This window comes from Pseudoxanthomonas sp. LjRoot206, from assembly GCF_056175725.1.
In genome coordinates, this window is the sequence record NZ_JBGFFI010000002.1 from 567,434 (window position 1) to 591,599 (window position 24,166).

General features: G+C 68.4%; 28 protein-coding genes and 1 other RNA gene. 9 read left to right on the forward strand and 20 right to left on the reverse strand.

Annotation, left to right across the window (positions count from 1 at the left end; translation table 11 throughout):
- Positions 1-73: 73 nt before the first annotated feature.
- Positions 74-2,092 carry a bifunctional DedA family/phosphatase PAP2 family protein gene (locus AC04MD_RS07350; protein WP_475496639.1) on the reverse strand — a complete coding sequence of 673 codons (2,019 nt, stop codon included), beginning with the start codon at positions 2,090-2,092 and terminating at the stop codon, positions 74-76.
- A gap of 129 nt (positions 2,093-2,221) precedes the next feature.
- On the opposite strand from AC04MD_RS07350, the gene AC04MD_RS07355 reads away from it, so the two are divergent.
- From AC04MD_RS07355 to AC04MD_RS07370, 4 genes are read left to right on the forward strand one after another with little or no spacing between them, the layout of a single operon-like run.
- Entirely contained in the window at positions 2,222-2,818 is a 597-nt protein-coding gene (locus AC04MD_RS07355) for a phosphotransferase (RefSeq protein ID WP_475496973.1), read from the forward strand.
- Positions 2,819-2,858: 40 nt separating this feature from the next.
- Positions 2,859-3,677 carry an SDR family oxidoreductase gene (locus AC04MD_RS07360; protein ID WP_475496640.1) on the forward strand — a complete coding sequence of 273 codons (819 nt, stop codon included), beginning with the start codon at positions 2,859-2,861 and terminating at the stop codon, positions 3,675-3,677.
- 18 nt (positions 3,678-3,695) lie between these two features.
- Positions 3,696-4,133 carry a VOC family protein gene (locus AC04MD_RS07365; protein ID WP_475496641.1) on the forward strand — a complete coding sequence of 146 codons (438 nt, stop codon included), beginning with the start codon at positions 3,696-3,698 and terminating at the stop codon, positions 4,131-4,133.
- A 25-nt stretch (positions 4,134-4,158) separates the two neighbouring features.
- A complete protein-coding gene (locus AC04MD_RS07370; RefSeq protein ID WP_475496642.1) occupies positions 4,159-4,689 on the forward strand; it encodes an isochorismatase family protein in 531 nt (176 codons plus the stop codon).
- 9 nt (positions 4,690-4,698) lie between these two features.
- On the opposite strand, the gene AC04MD_RS07375 is transcribed toward AC04MD_RS07370, so the two are convergent.
- On the reverse strand, positions 4,699-5,583 hold the full coding sequence (locus AC04MD_RS07375; RefSeq protein WP_475496643.1) for an ion transporter: 885 nt from the start codon (positions 5,581-5,583) through the stop codon (positions 4,699-4,701).
- A 104-nt stretch (positions 5,584-5,687) separates the two neighbouring features.
- Between AC04MD_RS07375 and AC04MD_RS07380 the strand changes: the two genes are divergently transcribed.
- Positions 5,688-6,911: an acetylornithine transaminase gene (locus AC04MD_RS07380; protein ID WP_475496644.1), complete on the forward strand. Its 1,224-nt coding sequence runs from the start codon at positions 5,688-5,690 to the stop codon at positions 6,909-6,911.
- A 12-nt stretch (positions 6,912-6,923) separates the two neighbouring features.
- Here AC04MD_RS07380 and AC04MD_RS07385 read toward each other — a convergent pair whose 3' ends face one another.
- From AC04MD_RS07385 to thiE, 6 genes are all read right to left on the reverse strand, one after another.
- The gene (locus tag AC04MD_RS07385; RefSeq protein WP_475496645.1) at positions 6,924-8,207 is read right to left on the reverse strand and encodes a sensor histidine kinase; all 1,284 of its coding nucleotides are present in this window, start codon (positions 8,205-8,207) and stop codon (positions 6,924-6,926) included.
- Complete coding sequence (locus AC04MD_RS07390) at positions 8,204-8,893, reverse strand: response regulator transcription factor (protein WP_475496646.1); 690 nt, start codon at positions 8,891-8,893, stop codon at positions 8,204-8,206. Before AC04MD_RS07390 ends, AC04MD_RS07385 begins: the two co-directional genes overlap by 4 nt.
- 3 nt (positions 8,894-8,896) lie before the next feature.
- Positions 8,897-10,012 carry a type 1 glutamine amidotransferase domain-containing protein gene (locus tag AC04MD_RS07395; protein ID WP_475496647.1) on the reverse strand — a complete coding sequence of 372 codons (1,116 nt, stop codon included), beginning with the start codon at positions 10,010-10,012 and terminating at the stop codon, positions 8,897-8,899.
- 69 nt (positions 10,013-10,081) lie between these two features.
- Positions 10,082-10,711, reverse strand: a complete 630-nt coding sequence (locus AC04MD_RS07400; protein WP_475496648.1) for an HAD-IA family hydrolase — start codon at positions 10,709-10,711, stop codon at positions 10,082-10,084.
- Positions 10,708-12,000 (reverse strand): glutamate-1-semialdehyde 2,1-aminomutase, encoded by a 1,293-nt coding sequence (hemL, locus tag AC04MD_RS07405; protein WP_475496649.1) that lies wholly within the window; start codon positions 11,998-12,000, stop codon positions 10,708-10,710. The genes AC04MD_RS07400 and hemL overlap by 4 nt, the downstream gene beginning before the upstream one ends.
- Positions 12,001-12,103: 103 nt before the next feature.
- Entirely contained in the window at positions 12,104-12,742 is a 639-nt protein-coding gene (thiE, locus tag AC04MD_RS07410; protein WP_475496650.1) for a thiamine phosphate synthase, read from the reverse strand.
- Positions 12,743-12,777: 35 nt separating this feature from the next.
- Between thiE and AC04MD_RS07415 the strand changes: the two genes are divergently transcribed.
- Entirely contained in the window at positions 12,778-12,999 is a 222-nt protein-coding gene (locus AC04MD_RS07415; RefSeq protein ID WP_475496651.1) for a rubredoxin, read from the forward strand.
- A gap of 24 nt (positions 13,000-13,023) precedes the next feature.
- Here AC04MD_RS07415 and AC04MD_RS07420 read toward each other — a convergent pair whose 3' ends face one another.
- The 4 genes from AC04MD_RS07420 to AC04MD_RS07435 form a co-directional block, all read right to left on the reverse strand.
- Positions 13,024-13,518 (reverse strand): hypothetical protein, encoded by a 495-nt coding sequence (locus tag AC04MD_RS07420; protein ID WP_475496652.1) that lies wholly within the window; start codon positions 13,516-13,518, stop codon positions 13,024-13,026.
- A 109-nt stretch (positions 13,519-13,627) separates the two neighbouring features.
- Positions 13,628-14,476 (reverse strand): SirB1 family protein, encoded by an 849-nt coding sequence (locus AC04MD_RS07425; protein ID WP_475496653.1) that lies wholly within the window; start codon positions 14,474-14,476, stop codon positions 13,628-13,630.
- Between the two features lie 38 nt (positions 14,477-14,514).
- Entirely contained in the window at positions 14,515-14,961 is a 447-nt protein-coding gene (locus tag AC04MD_RS07430) for a DUF192 domain-containing protein (protein WP_475496654.1), read from the reverse strand.
- Positions 14,962-15,020: 59 nt separating this feature from the next.
- Positions 15,021-15,446, reverse strand: coding sequence for a hypothetical protein (locus tag AC04MD_RS07435; protein ID WP_475496655.1), 426 nt, complete (start codon positions 15,444-15,446; stop codon positions 15,021-15,023).
- Between the two features lie 152 nt (positions 15,447-15,598).
- On the opposite strand from AC04MD_RS07435, the gene AC04MD_RS07440 reads away from it, so the two are divergent.
- Positions 15,599-15,985, forward strand: a complete 387-nt coding sequence (locus AC04MD_RS07440; RefSeq protein ID WP_475496656.1) for a hypothetical protein — start codon at positions 15,599-15,601, stop codon at positions 15,983-15,985.
- 13 nt (positions 15,986-15,998) lie between these two features.
- Here AC04MD_RS07440 and AC04MD_RS07445 read toward each other — a convergent pair whose 3' ends face one another.
- The 8 genes from AC04MD_RS07445 to AC04MD_RS07480 form a co-directional block, all read right to left on the reverse strand.
- A complete protein-coding gene (locus AC04MD_RS07445) occupies positions 15,999-16,664 on the reverse strand; it encodes an SH3 domain-containing protein (RefSeq protein WP_475496657.1) in 666 nt (221 codons plus the stop codon).
- A gap of 13 nt (positions 16,665-16,677) precedes the next feature.
- Positions 16,678-17,328: a ribose-5-phosphate isomerase RpiA gene (rpiA, locus tag AC04MD_RS07450; protein WP_475496658.1), complete on the reverse strand. Its 651-nt coding sequence runs from the start codon at positions 17,326-17,328 to the stop codon at positions 16,678-16,680.
- 174 nt (positions 17,329-17,502) lie between these two features.
- Positions 17,503-17,970 (reverse strand): EVE domain-containing protein, encoded by a 468-nt coding sequence (locus AC04MD_RS07455; RefSeq protein ID WP_475496659.1) that lies wholly within the window; start codon positions 17,968-17,970, stop codon positions 17,503-17,505.
- Positions 17,967-18,569 carry a 5-formyltetrahydrofolate cyclo-ligase gene (locus AC04MD_RS07460; protein WP_475496974.1) on the reverse strand — a complete coding sequence of 201 codons (603 nt, stop codon included), beginning with the start codon at positions 18,567-18,569 and terminating at the stop codon, positions 17,967-17,969. The genes AC04MD_RS07455 and AC04MD_RS07460 overlap by 4 nt, the downstream gene beginning before the upstream one ends.
- A gap of 204 nt (positions 18,570-18,773) precedes the next feature.
- A non-coding RNA gene (gene ssrS / locus AC04MD_RS07465) (6S RNA) lies at positions 18,774-18,959 on the reverse strand.
- Positions 18,960-19,043: 84 nt separating this feature from the next.
- Positions 19,044-19,340, reverse strand: coding sequence for a cell division protein ZapA (locus tag AC04MD_RS07470; protein ID WP_475496660.1), 297 nt, complete (start codon positions 19,338-19,340; stop codon positions 19,044-19,046).
- Positions 19,337-19,558 carry a TIGR02449 family protein gene (locus AC04MD_RS07475; RefSeq protein ID WP_475496661.1) on the reverse strand — a complete coding sequence of 74 codons (222 nt, stop codon included), beginning with the start codon at positions 19,556-19,558 and terminating at the stop codon, positions 19,337-19,339. Before AC04MD_RS07475 ends, AC04MD_RS07470 begins: the two co-directional genes overlap by 4 nt.
- A gap of 114 nt (positions 19,559-19,672) precedes the next feature.
- Entirely contained in the window at positions 19,673-21,904 is a 2,232-nt protein-coding gene (locus AC04MD_RS07480; RefSeq protein ID WP_475496662.1) for a putative bifunctional diguanylate cyclase/phosphodiesterase, read from the reverse strand.
- 164 nt (positions 21,905-22,068) lie between these two features.
- On the opposite strand from AC04MD_RS07480, the gene AC04MD_RS07485 reads away from it, so the two are divergent.
- Together AC04MD_RS07485 and AC04MD_RS07490 are read left to right on the forward strand one after the other, a co-directional pair.
- Positions 22,069-22,611: a UPF0149 family protein gene (locus AC04MD_RS07485; RefSeq protein WP_475496663.1), complete on the forward strand. Its 543-nt coding sequence runs from the start codon at positions 22,069-22,071 to the stop codon at positions 22,609-22,611.
- A complete protein-coding gene (locus AC04MD_RS07490) occupies positions 22,611-23,933 on the forward strand; it encodes an aminopeptidase P N-terminal domain-containing protein (RefSeq protein WP_475496664.1) in 1,323 nt (440 codons plus the stop codon). Before AC04MD_RS07485 ends, AC04MD_RS07490 begins: the two co-directional genes overlap by 1 nt.
- Positions 23,934-24,166 lie beyond the last annotated feature (233 nt).

Consider the following 24,166-nt stretch of genomic DNA (forward strand, 5'->3'; position numbering starts at 1 on the left):
CGACCCTTGGGGCGCTCAGATAAGCGATGTCTGCACGAAATGCGTCGGGGCTAAAGCCCCTCCTACAACCGCGTCATCGACGCGCTTGTGGCCCCGTCGATGCGTCGCCGGTACGCACGCGCAGCACCGGCAATCCGGAATCCGGATGCGGCGCGATCGCGTGGTCGAGGCCGGAGGTGGCCTTCGTCACCGCGTCCAGCGCGGTGCGCGCCTCGCGCAGCGGCCGCCACAGGCGGACCAGGTTGAACGCGCGCTGCTGCTCGAGCACCTGCGCGCTGCCGATCCACAGCGGCACGTTGCCGGGCTGCAGGCGGGTGTCGGCCGGCCACAGGCGCAGCACATAGATCTCGCCGGGCTGGTCGCCATCGCGCAGCATCAGGAGGCTCTCGGCGCGCGTATCCAGCGTGGCCGGCAGTACCGGCTGTTCGTCGTCGGCCATGTCGCTGTCCAGCATGTTCAGCGCGTCTTGCCAGCCCGCCTGCGGTTGCTCGCGCCAGCCGGCCGCCGCCAGTGTCGCCTTCAGCGGCGCCAGTGGGCCGGCGACCTGCACATCCAGTGGCCAGCGCTGTTCGTCGTCGAATTCGTTGCGGCGCGCCGGCAGCGACTGCCAACCCGCGCTCCACCAGTCCTGCAGGGCGACGGAGCCTTCGATCACCGGGGCCTGGAATTGCGCCAGCATGTGCTCGACGTTGCGCGGCGCATGCCACAGGCCCGCCAGCGCGAAGGCGCCGTAGAACAGCCACGCGATCGGCTTGATCCAGAACGAACGCACCATGCGCCGGCGGTAGGCGATGCCCAGCACCAGCAGCCACACCAGGCCGAACAACATGCCGCCGATGATGTCGCTGAGCCAGTGCGCGCCCAGGTAGATGCGCGCGAAGCCGATCACCGCCACTACCAGGCCCGACACCAGGTAAGGCCAGACGCGCGTGCGGCCCGGCAGCTCGCGTGCGATCAGCACCGCGAAGAAGCCGAAGGTGATCGTCGACATCGTCACCGCGATCGACGGGAAGCCAAAGCCGCTGCTGACGCTCGGTGGCTTGGGGATGTCGACCGAGGCGCCGAGCCACGCCGTCAGCGCCAGGCCGAACGCCAGCGCCGCCAGCCAGTGCCCGGCCGCCATCCAGCGTTTGCGCCAGCACAGGTAGCCCAGCACCAGCAGCGAGGCCGGCGCCAGCACCTGCTCATCGCCGAGCGAGGCCAGTGCCGCGAGCGGGTAGTCGGCCAGTGGATTGCGCAGGGCGCGCATCAGTTCGTAGACCCACAGGTCGACCGCCAGCGGTTCGCCGTGGCCGATCACGATGACCAGGAAGGCGAACCAGACCCAGACGATCGCAAGCAAGAGGATGGCGAGCAGGGCCAGCGGTACCGATTCGCGCCGCGCGGGATCGAAGACCGCCGCCGTATAGCGGCCCAGCACCGGATGCGCATGCGACCACGCCAGCGTGCGTGCCAGCAGCGCGTCGGCATGCGCAGCGAACCAGCGGTAGGTGTACAGCACCAGGGCCCACGCCAGGGCCAGCACCACGACCATCAGGCCGAGCACCAGCGCCAGCCGGCCCGCGACGGCCGCGACCGCATCGTAGGCATGTCCCAGCACCCAGCCGGGCAGCAGGAAAGCGGCCGACCAGGCGATGCAGGCCGCACCGCTCGCCATGAGGTAACGGCGCATGGGCATGCGCGAGATGCCGGCGACCGCGGGCACGAACGGGCGGATGGGGCCGACGAAGCGAGCGATGAAGATGCTCTTCCACGCGTTGCGGCGGAACAGCAGTTCGCCGCGATCCAGCAGCTGCGGATACTTGCGGAACGGCCACACCGTGCGCAGTTGCTGGCCCCAGCGGTGGCCGACCCAGTAACTGGTGGCGTCGCCGACCAGCGCGCCCAGCGTGGCGCAGATCACCGCATAGGGACCGGAGATTTCGCCCAGTCCGATCAGTACGCCGACCGCGAACAGCAGCGGCAGCGCCGGCACGATGGCCCCCAGGATGATCACGGCGTCGCAGAACGCGATGGCGAAGATCACCAGGCCTGCGGCGATGGGATGCGCGCTGATCCAGGCCAGCAGGTTGTCGAACCAGGAAGAGTCCATCGCCGGATTATAGGCGGCGGCAGATGACCGGCGCCTGCGATCTATGGACGGTAGAATGACGACGTGGACTTGCGCTCGCCTTCCGAAATCGCCGCACTCAAGGCCGACAGCTTTGGCCGCATCTCGCTGATGCAGGGGGCGGAGGGTCCCTTCGTGCGGCGTGACCTCGCGCACGTTCCACTCTGGCTGCGGCTGCCAGCCTGGTGGCTGGCGCGTCGCGAGGCGCTGGCGCTGCGCCAGGTCGCCGGCATGGCCGACGTGCCGCAGTTGCTGGACTGGACCGGTCGCCGGCTAGACCGCAGCTACATGGAAGGCGCGGCGATGTACCAGCGCCCACCGCGCGGCGACCTCGCCTATTTCCGCGCCGCGCACCGGCTGCTGAAGCAGCTGCATCGCCGCGGCATCGCGCACAACGACCTTGCCAAGGAAGCGAACTGGCTGGTCTTGTCGGACGGGCGACCGGCCATCATCGATTTCCAGCTCGCCACCCGCGGCGATCCGCGCTCGCGCTGGATGCGCCTGCTGGCACGCCAGGATCTGCGCCACCTGCTCAAGCACAAGCGCATGTACTGCGCCGCGTCCATCACGCCGGTCGAGCGGCGCGTGCTGAAGCGCACCTCGTGGCTGCGCGACCTGTGGTTCCGCACCGGCAAGCCGGTGTACCGCTTCGTCACCCGTCGCCTGCTGAAGTGGGAAGACAACGAAGGCCAAGGGCCGAAGCCGTGAACATGTCCATCTCCATTCCACGTTTCCTCCGGAGCACCGCATGACCTCGCTGGCCGGCAAGACCCTGTTCATCACCGGCGCCTCGCGCGGCATCGGCTTGGCCATCGCCCTGCGCGCGGCGCGCGACGGCGCCAACGTGGCGATCGCCGCCAAGTCCTCGGTGCCCAATCCGAAACTGCCCGGCACCATCCACACCGCCGCGCAGGCGGTCAACGATGCCGGCGGCCGTGGCCTGGCGTTGAAGTGCGACATCCGCGAAGAGGACGAGGTGAAAGCCGCGACGGCGGCCACTGCTGATGCCTTCGGCGGCATCGACATCCTGGTCAACAACGCCAGCGCCATCTGGCTGGCCGGTGCGCTGGACACGCCGATGAAGCGCTTCGACCTGATGCAGCAGGTCAACGCGCGCGGTAGTTTCCTGTGCGCGCAGGCCGCGCTTCCTTACCTCAAGCAGGCGGCAAACCCGCACATCCTGACGCTGGCGCCGCCGCCGTCGCTGGATCCGAAATGGTGGGCGCCGCACACCGGCTACACGCTGGCGAAGATGGGCATGAGCTTCGTGACGCTGGGCCTGGCCGGAGAATTCGGGCCGCAGGGCATCGCCGTCAATGCGCTGTGGCCGCGCACCATCGTTGCCACCGATGCGCTGAACATGATCCCCGGCGTGGAGATCCCGCGCTGCCGCACGCCGGAGATCGTCGCCGATGCCGCGCACGCGGTGCTGGTGCGCGAGGCGCGCGGTTTCCACGGCCGGTTCCTGATCGACGAGGACGTACTGCGCGAGGCCGGCGTCACCGATTTCTCCGGGTACGCGGTCGATGCGTCGCAGACGTTGTTGCCTGACCTGTTCCTGGACTGACCCCACCGAGCCAACGCCATGAAATACCTGCACGCGATGATCCGCGTCCACGACCTGGATGCCACCGGCCTCTTCCTCACCGAGGGCCTCGGCCTGACCGAGACGCGCCGCATGGAAAGCCCGCAGGGCCGCTTCACGCTGGTGTACTTCGGCGCGCCGGCCAATCCCGAAGCCGAGGTCGAACTGACCTACAATTGGCCGCCGGAAGACGGCACGCCGCCCGAGGACTACGGCAGTGCGCGCAACTTCGGCCACCTCGCCTTCGAGGTCGACGACATTTACGCGCTCTGCGCGCACCTGCAGTCTCAGGGCATCACCATCAATCGCCCCCCGCGCGATGGCCGTATGGCGTTCGTGCGTACGCCGGACCTGATCTCGATCGAGCTGCTGCAGAAGGGCGCGGCGCTGCCGCCGCAGGAGCCTTGGCTTTCGATGCCGAATACGGGAAGCTGGTAACGCAGACGAACGAGGAGTCCGGCAGATGAATCTCGCCCTGGTCGTGATCGACGTGCAGCGTGGCCTGTTCGAACCGCCGCCGCCCGAGGCCGAATCCGTGATCGCGCGCATCAATGCGCTGGCGGAGAAGGCGCGCGCGGCCGCGGCGCCGGTGATCTTCGTGCAGCACGAGCGCGCCGGCGACCTGGAGGCGCACTCCGACGCCTGGGCGCTGCATCCGGCCCTGCAGGTGGTCGAGGGCGATCACCGCATCCGCAAGACCACGCCGGATTCGTTCCTGCGTACCGGGCTGGACGAAGTGCTGTCGTTCTGCGGCGTGGAAGGCGTGGTGCTGTGCGGCTACGCGACCGAGTTCTGCGTGGACACCACCACGCGCAGCGCCGCCGCGCACGGTTACCACGTGGTGCTGGCGGCCGACGCGCACACCACACACGACAAGGCGCACGCCGACGCCGCCCAGATCCGCGCGCACCACAACGCCACACTGCCGGCGATCCGCAGCTTCGGCGTGGGCATCCGCGCGCTGCCGGCGGCGGAGATCGCCTTCGCCGGCTGAGCGGCGGCGTCAGCCCATCGGGGCGTGCAGCCGCGAACCGCAGTTGCGGCAGTGCAGGGCGTCGGGGTCGTGGCCCTCAAGCCCGCATTCCGGGCAACCGCGGCGGTCCAGGTGGCCGCGCTCGTGCGAAGCTTCGCGCAGGCTGCTGGCCAGTTCCGCCGTGTAGATGCCGGTGGGCACGGCGATGATGCTGTAACCGATCAGGATCAGCACCGACGTGATCGCGCGGCCGGCGGTGGTCTGTGGCGCGATGTCGCCGAAGCCGACCGTCGCCATGGTCACGATGGCCCAGTACATACTGGTGGGAATGCTGGTGAAGCCGTGCTCGGGGCCTTCGACCACGTACATGAGGGCGCCGAAGATGACGACCAGCGTCAGCACCGCGCAGACGAAGACGAAGATCTTGCGCCGGCTGCGCCACAGCGCGCCCACCAGCTGCCCGCTCTCTTCGACGTACTGCGTCAGCTTCAGGATGCGGAACAGTCGCAGGATGCGCAGGATGCGTACCACCAGCAGGCTCTGCGCCCCGGGCACAAGCACCGACAGGTACGTGGGCAGGATGGAGAGCAGGTCGATGATGCCCCAGATGCTGACCGCGTAACGCAGCGGTCGCCGCACGGTCGCCAGGCGCAGCGCGTACTCGGCGGTGAACAGCAGCGTGAACGCCCATTCCAGCGCGTAAAGCACGCTGGCGTGGCGCGCGTGGAAGGACTGCACGCTGTCCAGCATGATGACGATGACGCTGGCGAGGATGGCCAGCACCAGCACCAGATCGAAATTGCGCGATGGCGGCGTGTCGTGCCGGTAGATGATGTCGAACCAGCGCCGTCGCCAGCCGTCCTCGGTAGCGGGATTGAGCTGGGGGTCCGAGAACAGGCGCGGCTGGAATTTCATGAGGCGCCATGATGCACCAACACGTCGCCGCCTGCCTCGGGCCCCACCTGCGGTGCCTGCCCGCATGCGTCACAATACGTCTCCCGTCTGCTGCCCGCCTGCTCATGAGCGCCACGACCCCCGACCTGCTGTCGAACGGACAGCGCTACTACCTGCCGGTCTACCGTCCGCGCGAGGTGATCCTGGAACGCGGCCAGGGCGCGCGCGTCTGGGACAGCGAGGGCCGCGAGTACCTGGACCTGTCGGCCGGCATCGCGGTATGCGGCCTGGGCCACAACGATCCGGACCTGGTCGCCGCGCTCACCGAGCAGGCGGGCAAGCTGTGGCACACCAGCAATGTCTTCTACAGCGAGCCGCCGTTGCGCCTGGCCGAGGAGCTGGTCACCGCATCGCGCTTTGCCGAGCGCGTCTTCCTGTGCAACTCGGGCGCCGAAGCCAACGAGGCGGCGATCAAGCTGGTGCGCAAGTGGGCCAGCTCGCAAGGCCGCGCGCCCGACCAGCGCGTCATCGTGACCTTCCGCGGCAGCTTCCACGGCCGCACGCTGGCGGCGGTCACCGCCACCGCGCAGCCCAAGTACCAAGAAGGTTACGAGCCGTTGCCCGGCGGCTTCCGCTATGTCGACTTCAACGACCTGACCCAGCTCGAGATCGCGATGTCCTGCGGCGACGTGGCCGCGGTGATGCTGGAGCCTGTGCAGGGTGAGGGTGGCGTGATGCCGGCTGCGTCCGGCTTCCTGCGCAGCGTGCGCGAGCTGTGCGACCACCACGGCGCGCTGCTGGTGCTGGACGAGATCCAGGCGGGCATGGGCCGCACCGGCACGCTGTTCGCGCACTGGCAGGACGGCGTGGTGCCGGACATCGTGACGCTGGCCAAGGCGCTGGGCGGTGGCTTCCCGATCGGCGCGATGCTGGCCGGTCCCAAGGTGGCCGAGGTGATGCAGTTCGGTGCGCACGGCACGACGTTCGGCGGAAATCCGCTGGCGGCCGCCGTCGCCCGCGTGGCGCTGCGCAAGCTGGCGTCGCCGCAGATCGCCAACAACGTGGCGCGCCAGTCGGCGGCGCTACGCAAGGGGCTGGATGCGATCAATGCGGAGCTGCGCCTGTTCTCGCAGGTGCGTGGCCGCGGCCTGATGCTGGGTGCGGTGCTCAACACGAAGTACGCCGGCCGCGCCGGCGAGGTGCTCGATCTCGCCGCCGCCCAGGGCCTGTTGATGCTGCAGGCCGGTCCGGACGTGCTGCGCTTCGTGCCGTCGCTCAACATCACCGATGCGGAAGTGGCCGAAGGCCTGAAGCGCCTGCACCCAGCGCTGCGGGCATTCGCCGGCTGATCGCAGGCAGGGTCATGCGGCCGGCAGGCTGAGCCGCGCGATCGTCTGGTCGGACACGGCGTCGATGCGCAGCGCGATGCCATGGCGCTCGCAGAGCCGGCGCACGATGGCCAGGCCCAGGCCGAAGCCGGTGCTGTCGCCGCCTTTCGCGAACGGGGCGAAGTCGCGCTCCTGCACGGCGCCGCCTGGATTGCTGACGCGCAGCGTGCGGTCCTCCATGTCGATGACGATGCGGCCCTCGCGGGTATGCGCGAAGGCGTTGCCGACCAGGTTCGACAGCAGGATGTTCAGCACCGCCGCGGGCAGCGCGGCGAAGACGTCGCCGCCGACATCGACCTGCACCTCGACCAGCTTGCGCTCGAGCAGCGGCGACTGCTCGACGACGACGCGCTCCAGCACCGGCAGTATCGGGATCGACAGTGCTGCTTCGGTCGAGGTCTGCTCGCGCGCCAGCGAGAGCAGCAGGACCACCGTCTGTTCCAGCTGGCGCGCCGATTGCGCGATGTGGTCGAGATGGCGCCGTGCGGTGTCCGACAGGCCGGCCTCCATGCCCAGCCGCTCGGTCGCGGCGCGGATCACCGTCAGCGGTGTGCGCAGTTCGTGACTGGCGTCGCGCGTGAACTCGCGTTCGCGTTCGACGAACGCCCCGACGCGCGCGATCAGGTCGTCGAGCCGGCGCGCGACCACGCCCACTTCATCGTCCGCGAAGCCGGCGGCGAAACCGGGCGGCAGGCGCTCCGGCGTCGCGTCCCCGACCGCATCCGCCAGCCGCGACAGCGGTGCGGTGGTGCGGCGTGCCAGCCAGCTGCCCAACAGCAGCGCGAGCGCGACCATGACGATCCCGGTCCATGCGAGCAGCTGGAACATCTGCGTCCGCATCGGACGGACGACGAGCAGGGTGCTGACTTCGGCCACCAGCCATGCAGAGGAGTCATCCGCCTTGGTAGGTTGCAGCGGGCGCAGGTGGTAGTGGCGACCGTCGTTGCCGGCGAATTCGCGCCGTCGTGGTTCCTCGCGCAGCACGTCGGCGATGCCGTCCGGTAGCGCGGATGTCGTCGGCACGATGGACATGAAGCCATCGCGTGGCGTCGTCCAGCGTCCGTGTGCGTCGTGGTGGGCCTGCTGCGCCGCGACCTCGCGGTCCAGCATCGTCTCGAACAGCTGGTCTTCCACCGTGTAGACGAACAGCACCACGTACAGCGCGAACAGCGCGGCGACCAGCACGGTGAAGCCGGCGAACGCCAGCATCAGGCGGTTGCGCAGGCGTCGGCGCGGCGCGATGGGGGAAGGGGTCATGCATCGGCCTCCAGCCGGAAACCGACACCGTGCACGGTCTTCAGCATCGGCACGGTGAAGGGTTTGTCCAGTGACTGCCGCAGCAGGTAGAGATGCGTGCGCAGGGGGTCGGACTCGGGCGGCGCATCGTCCCACAGCCGCTGGATCAGCTCACTGCGTGTCAGCGTGCGCGGCCATGCTTCGGCCAGCGCCAGCAGGATCTGGTAGCTGGTGGCGTGCAGGTCCAGGTCGCGACCGTCCCGCTGCGCACGTCCGTTGCGCCTGTCTACCTGCAATGTGCCGATCCGCAGCACATGCGTCTGACCCGCACGGTGACGCTGCGACAGCGCGATACAGCGCGCCAGCAGCTCCGCGCCGGCGAACGGTTTGACCAGGTAGTCGTCGGCACCGGCGCGGAAGCCCTGCAACTTGTCCTCCAGCGCATCGCGTGCGGTCAGCATCAGCACCGGCACATGCCGGTCGGCTTCCGCACGCAGCCGTTCGCACAGGCGCAGGCCGTCCAGGCCCGGCAGGCCCAGGTCCAGCACCAGTACATCGGGTGGTGAGGCCAGCGCCATCTGCAGTCCGCTGAGACCGTCGCCGGCGAACTCGACGTCGATGCCCTCGGCCGACAACAGGCCATCGAGCTGCGCGCGCAGCAGGGGATTGTCCTCGACCACCAGGAGACGCAGCGGGGAAGCCCTCATCGTTCAGCCGTCGATGCGTTGCAGGAGGGCCTTAGCTTCCTTCATGTCGGGCGTCGCGGCCAGCACGCGCTGCACCAGCGCCTTCGCTGCATTGCGTTCGCCGAGCCGGAGATGCGCCTCGGCCGCGCCCAGCTTCAACTCGGGTTGCGCCATGTAGGGCATCGCCAGTTGCATCAGCTGCAGCGCAGGACGCACGTCGTCGTCACGCGTCGCCGCCTGTGCCTGGTAGTAACCCAGCAGGCCGAGCAGGTCGACGTGGTAGCGCGCGATGTCGGTCGCCAGGGCATCGCGTGCGCCCGCGATGTCGCCGCCGCGCGCCTGCGCGGCCAGTGCCATCGTCAGTTCGTCGCGCCATGGCGTGCGTGCGACGGGCGTGCGGCCGGTGGCGCGCACGATGGCCTCGGCCACGCCGGCGGTGGAGTAGGGATTCTGGCCGGTGACCAGGCGTCCGTCGACGACCACCTTGACCATCATCAGCGGTGCTTCCTGCCACCGGGCGCCGCGTTCGCGCAACAGGTCCTCAAGCAACCACGGAAACTCTTTCGCCCAGCGCTTGCCGAACAGGGCTTCTTCCTCGTTGGTGAAGCCGGTCATCGCCTTGCCCTGCACCAGCGGCGTGCCGTTGCGCAGGCGCACGTCGGCCAGTGCGGCCGGGCCGTGGCAGACCGCGCCGATCACCGCACCGCGCTCATAGGCATCGGCCAGCAGCGTGGTCAGCACCGCGTCGCGCGGCAGGTCGAACATCGCGCCCTTGCCACCGACCACGTAGACGGCGGCATAGTCCGCCGCCTTCACGTCGCGGGTCGCGCGCGTATCGGCCAGCGCGCGCATGGCGTCCGCATCGGCGAGCAACGCAGCGTTGAAAGGTTCCTGCGCGTTGTACTTGTCGGCCTCGACGGCGCCCCCCTGCGGGCTGGCGACATCGACAGCGAAGCCGTTGGCCTTGAAGATCAGCCAGGCTTGCGAGAGTTCGTCGAATTCATAACCGGGCCGGGTCTTGCCCTGGTCGCGGCCTTCGCCGCTGACGACGATGAGGATGCGGCCGGCATCGCCGGCGTGAAGCGGTGCGATGGCCAGGAGCAGCAGGCTAGCGAACAGGAGGCGGGCGAAGAAGTACATGGCGACAGGTCTCCGGTGGGTGGCCACCAGTGTCCCGTCGCGGCATCAATCAAGTTTCAAAGGCGGTCGCTACCAGCCGGTCTGCGGCCCGAACACGTAGCGCTTCAACGCCTTGCCGAGGCTGCGGGCGTCGGTGACCGTCTCCGCGTGCAGACCCGCGTCGCGCGCGCCCTGCACGTTGGTGAACAGGTCGTCGAGGAACAGCGTGCTCGCCGCGTCCCAGCCGAGCAGGTCGAGCGCATGCGTGAACGTCGTCGGCGCCGGCTTGCGCTGCCGCAGGCCGCCGCTGGTCAGCACGCGGCCTTCGATCTTCGATGCCAGCGGCGCGACGATGCGCGGAATGGCCTGCGTCATCAGCGCGCCGTTGTTGGTCAGTACGCCCATCGCCACGTCCGCGTGCAGCGTGGCGATCCTGGCAAGTACGTCATTGATGGCGGTGCTGCCGGCCATCCGCGACGCGATCCAGGTGTCTTCGTCGACCGTCGCGCCGATGCCGTCGCCCAATCGGCGCAGATAGGTCGCCGTATCGATGGCGCCGGTGTCGTATTCGGCTTCCAGACCAGAGGCAAACAGCGCGCTGCGAACGTGCTCGTGTTCGCACTGTGCATGCACGGCAAGATGCGCGATGCGCACCTCGTGGCGGTAGTGCGCCAGGACGCCGTCGAAATCGAACAGCACCTGGTGGATCCGCGGCTTCATCCCGCCGCGACCACCTTGAAGGCCTCGCGTGCAGCGGCCAACGTCGCGTCGATCACGTCCGGCGTGTGCGCGCTGGACATGAATCCGGCTTCGAATGCCGACGGCGCCAAGTACACGCCGCGCTCCAGCATGGCGTGGAAGAAGCGGTTGAACGCCGCGGTGTCGCAGGCGACGGCCTGTGCATAGGTATCCACCTGCTGGTCGGTGAAGAACAGGCCGAACATCGCGCCGACGCGCGTGGTGGTCAGCGGCACACCGGCCTCGCGCGCGGCCGCTTCCATGCCTTCGCACAGCGTCGCGGTGGCGGCGGCGAGGCCGTCGTGGAAGCCGGGCGCCTGGATGAGATCCAGCATCGCCAGGCCGGCGGCCATCGCCACCGGATTGCCGCTCAGCGTGCCGGCCTGGTAGATCGGGCCGGCCGGTGCGATCTGCTGCATCAACTCGCGGCGACCACCATAGGCACCCACCGGCATGCCGCCGCCGATGATCTTGCCGAAGGTGGTGAGGTCCGGGGTGATGCCGTAATACGCCTGTGCGCCGCCGAGCGCGACGCGGAAGCCGGTCATCACTTCGTCGAAGATCAGCAGCGCGCCATACTGCGTGCACAGTGCGCGCAGGTGCTGCAGGTAGCCCTCGCGCGGCGGCAAGCAGTTGGCGTTGCCGACCACCGGTTCGATGATCAGGCAGGCGATCTCGCTGCCGTACTGCTCGAACAGCGCGGTGGCGCCATCGACATCGTTGTAGCTCAGCGTCAGCGTCAGTTCGCTGAGGCCTGCCGGCACGCCGGGCGAGGTCGGTACGCCCAGCGTCAGCATGCCGCTGCCGGCCTTCACCAGGAACGAATCGCCGTGGCCGTGGTAGCAGCCTTCGAACTTCACGATGCGGTTGCGGCCGGTCGCGCCGCGCGCCAGGCGGATCGCCGACAGCGTGGCTTCCGTGCCGGAGTTGACCATGCGCACCATCTCGCAGGACGGCACCAGCCGGGTGATGGTCTCCGCCATCGTCACTTCGGCCGGGCAGGGCGCGCCGTACGACAGGCCGTTCTGGATAGCGGCCTGCAAGGCGTCGCGTACCGCCGGATGGTTGTGGCCGACGATCATCGGGCCCCACGAGCCCACGTAGTCGATGTAGCGGTTGCCGTCGACGTCGTGCAGATACGCGCCGTCGGCGCGCTGCACGAAGAACGGTTCGCCGCCCACCGACTTGAACGCGCGCACCGGCGAATTGACGCCGCCGGGCAGCAGTTGCTGGGCGCGAGCGAAGAGGGCGTGGGACTGGTCGTGGTTCATCGGAATTCCGGATTCAGGAGGAATGTTCGCTGTGGGAGCGACGTCAGTCGCGAAGATGGGCCGAACGTGGTTCATCGGGACTGACGTCGCTCCCACGTGGGCATCAGGCGCTGCCAAACCCTGTTCGGTAGGCCTGCGCAGCGGCAACCGGGTCAGGCGCCTCGAACACGCCGCCGATCACGGCGACCAGGTCGGCGCCGGCGGCCACCAGCGGGCCCATATTGTCCGGGGTTATGCCGCCTATCGCCACCCGCGGGACAGCCAGCGCGGCAGCAGCGGCCAGCAAGGCCGGCGTGGCGCGCCGCGTAGTGATCTTGCTGGTGGTGGGGAAGAAGGCGCCGAACGCCACGTAGCTGGCGCCTGCCGCCACCGCGCGTTCGGCCAGCGCGATGCCGTCGTAGCAGGATGCGCCGACGATGGCCTGCGGTCCCAGCAGGGCGCGCGCGGCCGCGATATCGCCGTCGTCTTCACCCAGGTGGACGCCGGCGGCGCCCACGTCGGTGGCGAGTGCGGCATCGTCGTTGATGATCAGTGGCACGCCTGCCTGTGCGCACAGCGCCTGCAAGGCCGTGGCCTGCGCATGGCGAAGGCCGGCATCCGCACCCTTCTGCCGGTACTGCAGCCAGGTGGCGTGCGGCAGCACGGCCGCCACGCGCGCCAGCAGGCGCGCGGTGTCCGGTTCCTCCGGCGTGATCAGGTACAGCCCGCGGACAGGGCGGACGGATGGCGGCAGCGAGGTCATCGATGAACTTCCGGTGCGCGGGCGGCGATGGGACAATGGCCGCTCCTTCCAGCCGGCATTATCCGATGACCGACGCCACCGACACCATGTTCCGCACCTGGATGTGCGTGGTCTGCGGCTTCATCTACGACGAGGCCGACGGGCTGCCGGAAGAGGGCATCGCCCCCGGCACGCGCTGGGCGGACGTCCCGGACGACTGGACGTGCCCCGACTGCGGCGTGGGCAAGGACGATTTTGAAATGGTGGAGCTGGACTGATGCGGCGGTCCCGCAGCAGTGGCGTCAGGGCTGATAACCCCAGATACCGTTGCCCTCCACGCGGGCACTGAAACACACCTTGTCGCGGTCCTTGGGTGTCCACGTGGTACAGGCGACATGGACGCCCTGGGCGGGCACGGAGGTGACCGTGCACTCGCCGCTGCAGTTGTAGACGAGGTTGTCGACACCGTTGAGCACATCCTCGATCGGGTAGGTCGCCCGATTGTTGTCGTCGGTGTAGGTGGGGCTTCCTGGTGAGCGGAACGCCAGCATGCCGCCGGTCTCGTCGAAGAACATGAAAGCCGGCTTGTCGTACTCCTTCACCAGCACGCCGACGTACGACTGGCAGGCCACGGATGTCCCGCTTCCGTGTTTCCGGAGGTCGCCGCAGCTTCCTTCCATGCGATACAGGCCCTTCTGGAAGACCATGTCGGGATGCTCGGCCCTGACCGTGGCGACAAAAAGCCATAGGCCCGCGGTGCAGGCGAGTGCGCCGGCGAACGTAGCGAGTGGGCGCATCCAAGCCTCCTGTATCGGACGATGTGATCGACGCTAGGGGCTGTGACGGGGTAACGCAACTACCTGTCTGCCGGCGTCGACCATGCCGCGTCGACGCTCGACGTGCCGGTCAATGCATCCGTGACGTGCGATTTGCGCTGAGCTCTACCAGTTGCTCGCGGAGTTCGGCCGCATCCTTGGCTTCCGGCGACAAGTGCAGGTAGCGCGCCAGGTCGCGTTGCGCGCCGGCCTTGTAGTCCATTTTCAGGTACGCAAGTCCGCGGTCACGCAGGGCGTCGGGCTGGTCGGGCGTCAGCTTCAACACACGGTCGGCGCTGCGCGCGGCGCGGTCCCACTCCTCGCGTTCGGCATAGAGGCCATGCAGGTTGCGCAGCGTGCGTACCAGGATCGCGCGCGGCGAGGCGGGATTGAGGATGTGCAGCAGCGCCGCATCGTCCGGCACGTCGCCGCCAAGATGGGGCTTGGCGCGTTCGCGCAATTCGTCCACGCCGAGCGGCCGACCGCCGTTGAACGGGTCCATCACCAGCAGTCCATCGTCCACTGGCAGGCGCACCAGGAAATGGCCAGGGAACGAGACGCCATCCAGCGGCACCCCGAGCCGGCGCGCGACCTCGATCTGCACCATCGCCAACGACACCGGATTGCCCAGCCGGCGCTCGAATACCTGGTTGAGGTAGCTGTTGCGCGGGTCGTAATACTCATCGTGGTTTCCGGTATAGCCCAGCTCGTCGAACAGGTAGCGGTTGATCGCCGCCATCTTCAGCGGCCACGGTTCGATCGTGCCGATCTCGTGGCGCAGGTGTTCGGCGTGGCTCTGGACCAGCGTGTCGTAGAGGTCGGCGTCGAGATCGGGGTATTCGTCGCGCGCGATCAGCAGCGCGGTTTCCAGCAGCGGCACGGTGTCGTCCGCCTGGCCGGCCAACGCATTCCATTCCGGCAATGTCAGTCGATCCCCCATCGCCACAGACTGCGGCCAATCGGCCGCACAATCAAGCCTCAGCGGACGGGCGGAATGCCCTTGCCGAAGCCCAGCTCCGCACCGTCCTGCAGCTTGAGCCGCTCTGCCTCGCCGGCATTGAGTTCCAGCACGTAGCGGGCGGGTTGGTCGCTGGGGTAGGACGGGCAACTGTTGCCGCCGGAACAGGGCGGCACGTTGCGCTGCTGGGTCACCAGCTTGCGGGCGTTGTCGAAATACAGGATGTCCAGCGGGATGCGGGTGTTCTTCATCCAGTATGCCTGCGGTTCCTCCGCGTCGTGGATGAAGAGCATGCCCGTGCCGGCCGCCAGTTCGTCGCGGAACATCAGCCCGCGCGCGCGTTCGGCATCGTCGTCCGCAATCTCGACCGTGAATCGCTCGCCGCCCACTTCGACCCACGGGCCGCCGTTGGCGCAGGCGCTGAGCAGGACGGTGACAGCAAGGACGGACCACTGGGAAAGGCGCATGTCGGCATCCGCGTAGAGAGAGCGAGCAGTGTAACGCCGCTCTCGGCATCGGACCCTGGTCAATCAGGCCGCAACCGCGCCGCCACGCGCTCGGCAACTTGGCGGTTGTCGCGGTAGTACGCCGCGTTGTCCGCCAACGCTTGCCAGCGATGCTGGTCTTCCACGTGATGGCGCAACTGGCGGACGACGCCGAACATCAGGGGGCGAGGGCTGACGCCTTCCGCGTTCTGCGCGAGTTGCAGCAGGTCGAGCAGCAGCAGGATGCCGTCGTGGTGGTGCTCGGCTTGATGGCGTGCGGCGAGGAACAGGCGGTCCAGGCCGGCGGGTGTCAACCGCGCGAGGCCGGGATCCGCCAGGCTGTGGCCGGGATCGGCCTGCAGGAGATGCAGCGCATCGTCGAGTGGTGCCGGCAACGGATTGCGCGGCGTGCTCGCTGAAGCCTGTGTGCCGGGTGTGTCGTGAGTCTCGCAATCCTTCGATGTCATCGGAGTCATCCTGTATCCGGAGGTGGCATCGCACGAGGTGAATTCCAGCCCGTCCTCCCGCACGATGCGGCGCACTCTATGAACTCAAAAAGTGCGCGTCAATTAACTTAGGTAGTGAATATGTGTGAGTTCACGCCGCTAACGTGGCGTGCATGGGCAACGAGCGCGAAAAATTCTCGCAACGGCTGGCGAACGCCATGCAGCAGGCCGGCTACGAGCCTCGCCCGAAGGTCCTGTTCAATCTGTTCAACAGTCACTACCGCGGCCGCTCTGTCAGCTTCCAGACGACGTCGCGCTGGCTGGCGGCGGGCGCGATCCCGGCGCAGGACAAGCTGCAGGTCATCGCGGATGTGCTGGGTGTGGAACCGCACGCACTGCGGTTCGGGGCCTCGGCGCGATCGCGGGTCGCGGAAACACGCCAGCCTTGGCCTGCCGGCGTCGGCAGCCGCGAGCGCCAGGTGATCGATAGCTACCTGCAACTGCCGGCGAAGAAGCGCGAGCTGGTCGGCGAGCTGGTCAAGGCCTTGTCGGACAGTTGACCGTGCGGCGCCATCAGTCGCCGGCCAAGAAGTACTGGAAGCTCCAACTCCCTTTCCCCTCGTCGACGATGGAGAAGCGATAGCCGATGGGGCTGCGCAGCAGGCGCGCCGCGATGAAGCCCAGCTTCCCCGATGCCAGCCTGACGCGTATCCACGACGTGGCCTCCACCGCTCCGTCGTCGACCCGCGTCACCACCGCATGGTCGAGGCGCGCCAGGACGCGGGAACGTTCGTCAGGCTGCGCATGCAGCGCGACATCGCGGCCCAGCACCACCTGGGCATCGAACACGTCGATGTCGGCCGGAGACGGCAGGCAGAACACGTAGGGCGCGCACCAGAGATCGCGCCCCGCCTCGCGCGAGGCGACGCCGGGGAGCGCGAGGATGGCATCGAGTTCGCGCCACAGGGCCTGCGTCGTGGCGGGATCGTTCGCCCACAGCGTGTCGAAGCCCTGCGGTCCCGTGTCGCCACCGAAGCTCAGGGTAGTGTCCTCGCGGATGTGTGCACGCAACCCGGCGAGGTCGCGCACCGACACGATGCGCTGCAGGTCGGCCCGCGCGGCCTGCAACGGAGGCGGGAGCGCTCCCTCCGGCGGGGCGAGCACCGGATCGTCGCTGGCCGCCGCCGTGCCGGCCGTCACCAGCACGATGATGGCAAGCAGGGCGCGGACGGCGATCATCGGCGAGAGCCGGTCAGCGAAGCACGACCGGTGGTTCGCCGCCGATAATGACGATATCGGCCGGCCGACGCGCGAACAGGCCCACGGAGACCACGCCGGGGATCTGGTTGAGCTCGCGTTCCATCGCCACCGGGTCGGTGATCGACAGGTTGTGGATGTCCAGCACCACGTTGCCGTTGTCGGTGGTCACGCCATCGCGCCACACCGGCTGGCCGCCGGTCATCGCGAGGATCTCGCGCGCGACCAGGCTGCGCGCCATCGGGATGACTTCGACGGGCAACGGGAACTTGCCGAGCAACGGCACCTGCTTGCTCGGGTCGACGATGCAGACGAACTGCTTGCTGGCTTCGGCGATGATCTTCTCGCGCGTCAACGCGGCGCCGCCGCCCTTGATCAGGCGCTTGTGCGGGTCGCATTCGTCGGCGCCGTCGACGTACAGCGACAGCGTGCCGGTGTGGTTGAGGTCGAGCACCTCGATGCCGTGCTGCTTCAGGCGCGCCGTGCTCTGTTCGGAGCTGGACACCGCGCCCTTGATGCGGTCCTTGATGCCGCCCAGCGCATCGATGAAGTAGGCCACGGTGGAACCGGTGCCGACGCCGACGATCATGCCGTCCTCGACGAACTCGATGGCCTTCTCGCCGGCCAGGCGCTTTGCTTCGCTCATGGGTTGAACACTCGTGTAAAGGAGGAGGGACCTTGCAGGCGCAACGTCAGTCGCGACCGGGACGATGAAGCGTCAGAGGCATGGAACGGCACGGACGGGGATTCCGTCTCCTGCCGCGTTCCTGCCTCCGACGGCAGGCGGTCGCGAATGACGTCGCTCCTGCGGGAACGGCGGCTATTCCAGCGCCAGCAGGAACTTCCATTGCGCGGCGGTGACCGGCAGCACGGACAGGCGGTTGCCGCGCTGGGTCAGCGCGAAGCCTTCGCCGAGCTCGTCGGCATGCTGCTTGATCTCGTCCAGCGTGATGGTGCGCTTCAACTTGCGCTCGAACTTCACGTCCACCAGCGACCAGCGCGGTTCCTCGCGCGTGCTCTTGGGGTCGTAATAGTCCGATTTGGGATTGAACTGGGTGTCGTCCGGGTACGCCGTCGCGGACACCGTGGCGGTGCCGACGATGCCCGGTTCCTTGCAGTTGGAGTGGTAGAACAGCACGCCGTCGCCGACCTGCATGGCGCGCATGAAGTTGCGCGCCTGGTAGTTGCGCACGCCGTTCCAAGGCTCGGTGCCGACCTTCTTCAGGTTGTCGATCGAGAAGGCGTCCGGTTCGGACTTCATCAGCCAGTAGTGCTTGCGGGCGGTCATCGTGGGGCGTCCAGCGGGGTGGAAGACGGAAGCAGCGTGTCGCGCTCGGTGCAGACGGCGTCCAGCGGAACGTCCCAGGGCTGCGCCGCGATGGCATCGATGCGCTGAGCCTCGAAGCCTACGCCGACCAGCCACGGCGGGGCAGGGCGCTGCAGGCGCGGTGCCAGCGTGCGGTCGTACCAGCCGCCACCCATGCCAAGGCGGTACCCGGCGGCATCGAAGCCCACCAGCGGCACCGCGATCAGGGTCAGGTCGGAGGCAGGCAGGCCCGAGCGCGGATCCACGTCCGGCTCCGGGATGCCATAGCGGTTGGTGACCAGCCCGTCGCCCGGCCGCCACGGCGCGAAGCGCAGCGTACCGTCGTCCGACAGCACCGGCAGGCAGTAGATCAAGCCCGGCGGCAGTCGCAGCTGCCAGCTGTGCAGGCCGATCTCGCCATCCATCGCCCAGTAGCCGGCGACATAGCCGGTGGCGGGGAAGAACGGCAGGGCCAACAGCCGCGCGGCCAGTGCGTCGGCACCGGCGATCCGCTCGGCGGCGGGCAGGGCGCGACGACGCGCGCGCAGTTCGCGCCGCAGCGCATCGCGCTCGGCGGTCATGGCGAAGAAGGGGAAAGGCAAGGCATGCACGAATTTTACGGCATGCGCACCGGCGTTGCCGGTGGGACCGCGGGAGCGGCGTCAGTCACGGCCCTGCGCATCGGGTCCCTAGTGCAGTCGGCTTCGTTTCGAAGTCATCCCGCTCAAGGGCGGGTGCAACAGGACCGGCCGGGTCGCGGCTGATGCCGCTGCCGCGGGAAAAATACGTCCTCCGCCATGCACGATGTTCGCGAAACGACCTTGAACCCGGGGTTCAAGTGGGAAGGTTGGGGGACCATCGGGCTTTCCGCTGCGAGGCAGACCTGCACTCCCGGTACCGTCACCATCCCGTGGTCGTCATTAAGGGACAAGGCGAATGTTTGCGCTCACTGTCGAGTACAGCAGAGGACGCAGGGCCAGTATAGCGAGTGAGGATTTTTTGCCTAGCCCGTTCGTCGGCGGATTCAGTGCGCAGTCGGCGACGTGCGCAGAAAGTTATGGCGCGCCGAGTGCGCTGTCGAGCTTGCGGTGCAGATCCTGCAGCGTGCGTTCGACGTCGCGGTTGCGCGCGTGCTGTTCGTCGCGCAGCTGCTGCAATTCGTGTGCCAGATTGAGCGCGGCCAGCACGGCGACGCGATCGACGGCGGCCATGCGGTTGCTGCCACGCACTTCGCGCATGCGGCTGTCGAGCAGCTTGGCGGCCGCCATCAGGCTGGAACGCTCGTCCGCTGCGACGCCGACGGTGTATTCGCGGTCCAGGATATGGACGCTGACCGGTTCGGTGGCGCTCACGTGTGTTGCTCCAGGGACTTGAGGCGGCTGATCATCGCTTCCACGCGCGAACGCGCCTGTTCGTTCTTGGCCAGCAACTGCGAGCGCTCGCCGATCAGATGCTCCTGCTGCTGGCGCAGGCTGCGGTTCTCGTCCGTCAGTCGCTGGCAGCGGTCGGCCAGGTCCTGGATGCGCGTACTGAGCGCGCGGAGCTGGTCGAGGAGGTCGGCGGTGTCCATGGCGGCCACGATAGGCATGCGCCCGAGGGCGGGTCAAGGGCAGTCCGGCTGTGGGAGCGACGTCAGTCGCGATCGGGGGCCCCTCGGGCGAGCGGCGTGGCTTCCACAAAACGGTCAGGAAGCGACGCGCATGCCCGAACCGGGGTAGTAGTCACGGATGAAGCGCAGGCACTGGTCGGCGCCCAGCGCCTGCGAGACCCAGTGGCCCTGTACCTCGTCGCAGCCGTGGTTGCGCAGGAACTCGTACTGGTCCCAGGTCTCCACGCCCTCGGCCACCACCTTCAGCGCCAGCGACTGGCCCATCGTGATGATGGTGCTGGTGATCGCCTCGTCGTCGGTGTCGTGGGTCAGGTCGCTGATGAATTCGCGGTCGATCTTCAGCGTGGTCAGCGGCAGCCGCTTCAGGTACGCCAGCGACGAGTAGCCGGTGCCGAAGTCGTCGATCGCCAGCGAAAGGCCCAGGCGGCGGCAGGCGCGCAAGGTGTCGGCATTCTGCTCCGGACTGGCCATGACCACGCTCTCGGTCAGTTCCAGCTCCAGCCGGTTGGCAGGTACCCCGGTCTCCTCCAGCGCGCGCGCCACCACGGTAGGCAGGTCGCCGCGCTGCAGCTGGGTGGCCGAGACGTTCACCGCCACGCTCAGCTCTTCCAGGCCGGCGTCGTGCCACTCGCGCAACGTCATGCAGGCATTGCGCAGCGCCCACGCGCCGAGTTCGAGGATCATCCCCGATTCTTCGGCCAGCGGGATGAACTGCGCCGGCGACACCGCGCCGAATTCCTTGCTGTCCCAGCGCAGCAGTGCCTCGACGCCGGTGATCCGCTGGCGCGAGATCGACAGGCGCGGCTGGAACACCAGCGACAGCTCGTTGCGGTCGATCGCCCGGCGCAGCGCGCTGGCGAGGATGGCGCGATGGCGGTTCTTCTCGTCCATCGATTCCGAATACACCTGGTACGTGTGCCGGCCCATCGCCTTGGCCTGGTACATCGCGGTGTCGGCGTGCTTCAGCAGCTCGGTCGGCACCTGCGCGTGCTCGGGGTAGAGGCTGATGCCGATCGACGGCGACACCGCCAGTTCCAGCCGCTCGCCGAAGTTCAGCGGGGCGCGGAAGGCCTGGATGATGCGCTGGGCCACCTCTTCGGCATCGGGCATGCCGTTGATGTCCTCCAGCACCACAGTGAACTCGTCGCCGCTGAGGCGCGCCACCGTGTGTTGCGTGCCCACCGTCTGCTGCACGCGTGCCGCGGCCGAGCGCAGGATGCGGTCGCCGGTGGCGTGGCCGAGCGAATCGTTGATGTCCTTGAAGCGGTCCAGGTCGATGAACAGCACCGCGACATGGCCGTGCTCGCGGCGCGCCCGCACGATCGCGCGCGACAGCCGCTCGGACAGCAGCGAGCGGTTGGGCAGGCTGGTCAGGGTGTCGTAGTTGGCCAGGTAGCGCAGTTCCTGTTCGGCGCGCTTCTGCTCGGTGATGTCGGTGAGCACCTGCACGTACAGCGGGCGTTCGCCGCTGGCGTCCGGCACCACGTTGGTCTCGATGCGGCAGAGGATTTCCTCGCCGTCCTTGCGCACCTTCCAGATCTCGCCGGACCAGCGTCCGGACAGGCGCAGCTCGCGGTTCATCCGTTCGAAGAAGGCGTCCTCGTGCTGGTCGCTGTCCAGCATGGTCATCGGCTGGCCGATGATCTCGTCTTCCGCGTAGCCGGTGATGCGGGTGAAGGCGGGGTTGATGGTGATGAACTGGTGCGCCCAGTCCAGCACGGCCACGGCCTCGTTCATGCTGCGCATCACCTCGCCGGCGATGCGGTGTTCGTACTCCGCGTTGCGGCTGGCGGTGATGTCGCGCGCGGTGCCGGCGATGCGGATCGGCTGGCCCTCGGCATCGCGCTCGACCACGCGGCCGCGCGCGCGCACCCATACCCAGGTGCCGTTGCCGGCCATGTCCATGCGGTGTTCCGACATGAAGAGCGGCGCCTTGCCCTGCAGGTGCAGGCGCAGGCGCTCCTGCACCAGCGGCAGGTCTTCCTCATGGATGGTCGGCACTTCGCCCTGGCGGGTGAGCACGGTGATGTCGGCGGTCTGCACGGCGGTTTCGTCCGCGCGCATCCGGTAGAGGCGACGCTGCACGAGGTCGTAATCCCAGAACTGTTCGCCCGAGGCCCACAGGGCCAGCTTCAGGCGCTCGTCGCGGTTGCGCAGCGATTCGCTGCGCATCGGTTCCTGCGGCATCTGGCGGGTCGCCAGCCAGGCCTGCCACCAGCGGCGCGTACCGATCAGGATCACGCCCACCAGCACCACGCCCGCCAATCCCATGGCCAGCCGGGACGACAGCGGGGACGCCGTTGCCAAGAGTGCAGCGACAGAAGAGGCGTGCATGGAGGAAGGACGGGCGCCCGGAGCCTAGGCAATGCGCGAGTGTAGGCATGCGTACACAACTACAACAAGGAGGGCGGCGGGTTTTCGTTGGTACACTGGCAGGGTTGTCCGAAACCCCTGACGGATTGCGTTCTTCTATGCCCGACCTTCCCGATATCGCCGACGTGGCGGCCGCGTCCCGCCAGCTCGGCCTGGCCATGGACGCCCCGGAACTGCACGGCGCGCTGTGCGGCTGGCTGGCCGGCGGCGGCACCACCGACGATACCTGGCTCGCCCGCGCGCTGGCCGACGACCAGCTGCCCGCCCCTGCGGCCGGCAGCGCACTGGACCAGCTGCGGCAGACGGCCGTCGCGCAACTGGAAGACCGCAGTTTCGCCTTCGACCTGCTGCTGCCCGCCGCGGACCGTCCGCTGGACGAGCGCGCCGAAGCGCTGTTCTCCTGGTGCCAAGGCTTCCTCGGCGCGTTCGGGCTGGCCGCCGGCGCCTCGCCGCCGCTGTCCGAGGAAGGGCAGGAGGCGCTGCAGGACCTGGCGCGGCTGGCCCAGGCCTCGGCCGAGAGCAGCGACGACGAGGAGGACGAGGACGCCCTGGCCGAACTGGAAGAGTTCGTCCGCGTCGCGGTCCTGCTGCTGCATGGCGATTGTGTGCTCGGGCCCCGGCATCGCCGGAGCCTGAACTGATGAAGGCCGTCGCCGGCATCGGCGCGGCGGAGTTCGCCCGCCGTCGCAAGCAGCTGATGCGGCTGGCCGGCAACGACGCGATCCTGGTACTGCCCGCCGCCGCCGAGCGCGTGCGCAGCCACGACACCCACTATCCGTACCGGCAGGATTCGGACTTCTGGTACCTCAGCGGCTTTCCCGAGCCGGACGCGGTGCTGGTGCTGGTGCCGGGCCGCAAGCATGGCGAGACCATCCTGTTCTGCCGCGAGCGCGATCCCGAGCGCGAGGGCTGGGATGGTCCGCGCGCGGGCCAGGACGGCGCGGTCAGCGACTACGGCATGGACGATGCCTACCCGATCGACGACCTCGACGAGATCCTGCCGGGCCTGCTGGAAGGCCGTTCGCGCGTCTACTACCACTTCGGCCGCGACGCCGACTTCGACCTCAAGCTGATCGGCTGGGTGCGCCATGTGCGCGCGCACGTGAAGCAGGGCGCGCAGCCGCCGCACGAGTTCCTCGAACTCGGTCACCTGCTGCACGACCTGCGCCTGTTCAAGTCGAAGGACGAGATCAGGCTGATGCAGCGTGCCGCCGACATCAGCGTCGAGGCGCACCGCGCGGCGATGCGCGTGGCGCGTCCCGGTATCCGCGAGTACGAACTGCAGGCCGACCTGGAGCGCGTGTTCCGCGCCAACGACGCCTGGCCGGCCTACAACAGCATCGTCGGTGCCGGCCGCAACGCCTGCGTGCTGCATTACCGCGCCAACACCGCGCAGGCGCGCGACGGCGAGCTGGTGCTGATCGATGCCGGCGCCGAATACCGCGGCTACGCCGCCGACATCACCCGCACGTTCCCGGTCAACGGCCGCTTCACGCCGGCGCAGCGCGCGCTGCACGACCTGGTCGGCGAGGCACAGCGTGCCGCGCTGGACTGCGCCCGCGTCGGCGTGCCGTATGAAGCCGGCCACGTGGCCGCCGTCGAGACGCTGACCGAAGGCCTGCTCAGGCTGGGCCTGCTGAAGGGCACGCTGGAAAAGCACCTCGCCGAAGGGACCTACCGCCGCTTCTACCGCCACAAGACCGGCCACTGGCTGGGCCTGGACGTGCACGACGTGGGCGACTACCGCATCGACGGCGAATCGCGCCTGCTGGAAGCCGGCATGGTGTTCACCATCGAGCCGGGCCTGTACGTCGGCCACGACGACGAGACCGTCGACGCCAAGTGGCGCGGCATCGGCATCCGCACCGAGGACGACGTGCTGGTCACCGACGGCGAGCCGCGCGTGCTCACCGATGCACTGGCACGCAGCGCCGACGAGATCGAAGCGGCGATGGCGGGGTGAGGCGCACCGGGTAGGCAAGGGTATTTTCTTCGCCATCGAGCCTCCGAGCCTCGACGCCGCACCAATGTGGTTCGACGCCAAGGCAAAACGCCTTGCGCCCGGAGCGCGACGGGTCGACCGCAAGGCAAAAAGCCTCGCAATCTCACTCGAATCATCGCGATGCCGAAACTTTCTGCCTTGGCGTCGAACCATAGAGCTTCGCGGCCGAAGCCAATAGGCGTGACGACGAGGCA

Excerpts from the sequence above, each read along its gene's own strand:
- AC04MD_RS07380 (WP_475496644.1), top strand. The coding sequence starts at position 5,688 with ATGAGCGCCACGACCCCCGACCTGCTGTCGAACGGACAGCGCTACTAC.
- AC04MD_RS07355 (WP_475496973.1), top strand. The coding sequence starts at position 2,222 with ATGCAGGGGGCGGAGGGTCCCTTCGTGCGGCGTGACCTCGCGCACGTT.
- AC04MD_RS07435 (WP_475496655.1), bottom strand. The coding sequence starts at position 15,446 with ATGACATCGAAGGATTGCGAGACTCACGACACACCCGGCACACAGGCT.
- AC04MD_RS07430 (WP_475496654.1), bottom strand. The coding sequence starts at position 14,961 with ATGCGCCTTTCCCAGTGGTCCGTCCTTGCTGTCACCGTCCTGCTCAGC.
- AC04MD_RS07460 (WP_475496974.1), bottom strand. The coding sequence starts at position 18,569 with ATGACCGCCGAGCGCGATGCGCTGCGGCGCGAACTGCGCGCGCGTCGT.
- AC04MD_RS07445 (WP_475496657.1), bottom strand. The coding sequence starts at position 16,664 with ATGATCGCCGTCCGCGCCCTGCTTGCCATCATCGTGCTGGTGACGGCC.
- AC04MD_RS07415 (WP_475496651.1), top strand. The coding sequence starts at position 12,778 with ATGGCCGCTCCTTCCAGCCGGCATTATCCGATGACCGACGCCACCGAC.
- AC04MD_RS07385 (WP_475496645.1), bottom strand. The coding sequence starts at position 8,207 with ATGACCCCTTCCCCCATCGCGCCGCGCCGACGCCTGCGCAACCGCCTG.
- AC04MD_RS07360 (WP_475496640.1), top strand. The coding sequence starts at position 2,859 with ATGACCTCGCTGGCCGGCAAGACCCTGTTCATCACCGGCGCCTCGCGC.
- AC04MD_RS07420 (WP_475496652.1), bottom strand. The coding sequence starts at position 13,518 with ATGCGCCCACTCGCTACGTTCGCCGGCGCACTCGCCTGCACCGCGGGC.
- AC04MD_RS07490 (WP_475496664.1), top strand. The coding sequence starts at position 22,611 with ATGAAGGCCGTCGCCGGCATCGGCGCGGCGGAGTTCGCCCGCCGTCGC.
- rpiA (WP_475496658.1), bottom strand. The coding sequence starts at position 17,328 with ATGAGCGAAGCAAAGCGCCTGGCCGGCGAGAAGGCCATCGAGTTCGTC.
- AC04MD_RS07350 (WP_475496639.1), bottom strand. The coding sequence starts at position 2,092 with ATGGACTCTTCCTGGTTCGACAACCTGCTGGCCTGGATCAGCGCGCAT.
- AC04MD_RS07425 (WP_475496653.1), bottom strand. The coding sequence starts at position 14,476 with ATGGGGGATCGACTGACATTGCCGGAATGGAATGCGTTGGCCGGCCAG.
- AC04MD_RS07455 (WP_475496659.1), bottom strand. The coding sequence starts at position 17,970 with ATGACCGCCCGCAAGCACTACTGGCTGATGAAGTCCGAACCGGACGCC.
- AC04MD_RS07440 (WP_475496656.1), top strand. The coding sequence starts at position 15,599 with ATGGGCAACGAGCGCGAAAAATTCTCGCAACGGCTGGCGAACGCCATG.
- thiE (WP_475496650.1), bottom strand. The coding sequence starts at position 12,742 with ATGACCTCGCTGCCGCCATCCGTCCGCCCTGTCCGCGGGCTGTACCTG.
- AC04MD_RS07475 (WP_475496661.1), bottom strand. The coding sequence starts at position 19,558 with ATGGACACCGCCGACCTCCTCGACCAGCTCCGCGCGCTCAGTACGCGC.
- AC04MD_RS07395 (WP_475496647.1), bottom strand. The coding sequence starts at position 10,012 with ATGTACTTCTTCGCCCGCCTCCTGTTCGCTAGCCTGCTGCTCCTGGCC.
- hemL (WP_475496649.1), bottom strand. The coding sequence starts at position 12,000 with ATGAACCACGACCAGTCCCACGCCCTCTTCGCTCGCGCCCAGCAACTG.
- AC04MD_RS07370 (WP_475496642.1), top strand. The coding sequence starts at position 4,159 with ATGAATCTCGCCCTGGTCGTGATCGACGTGCAGCGTGGCCTGTTCGAA.
- AC04MD_RS07485 (WP_475496663.1), top strand. The coding sequence starts at position 22,069 with ATGCCCGACCTTCCCGATATCGCCGACGTGGCGGCCGCGTCCCGCCAG.
- AC04MD_RS07390 (WP_475496646.1), bottom strand. The coding sequence starts at position 8,893 with ATGAGGGCTTCCCCGCTGCGTCTCCTGGTGGTCGAGGACAATCCCCTG.
- AC04MD_RS07365 (WP_475496641.1), top strand. The coding sequence starts at position 3,696 with ATGAAATACCTGCACGCGATGATCCGCGTCCACGACCTGGATGCCACC.
- AC04MD_RS07400 (WP_475496648.1), bottom strand. The coding sequence starts at position 10,711 with ATGAAGCCGCGGATCCACCAGGTGCTGTTCGATTTCGACGGCGTCCTG.
- AC04MD_RS07375 (WP_475496643.1), bottom strand. The coding sequence starts at position 5,583 with ATGAAATTCCAGCCGCGCCTGTTCTCGGACCCCCAGCTCAATCCCGCT.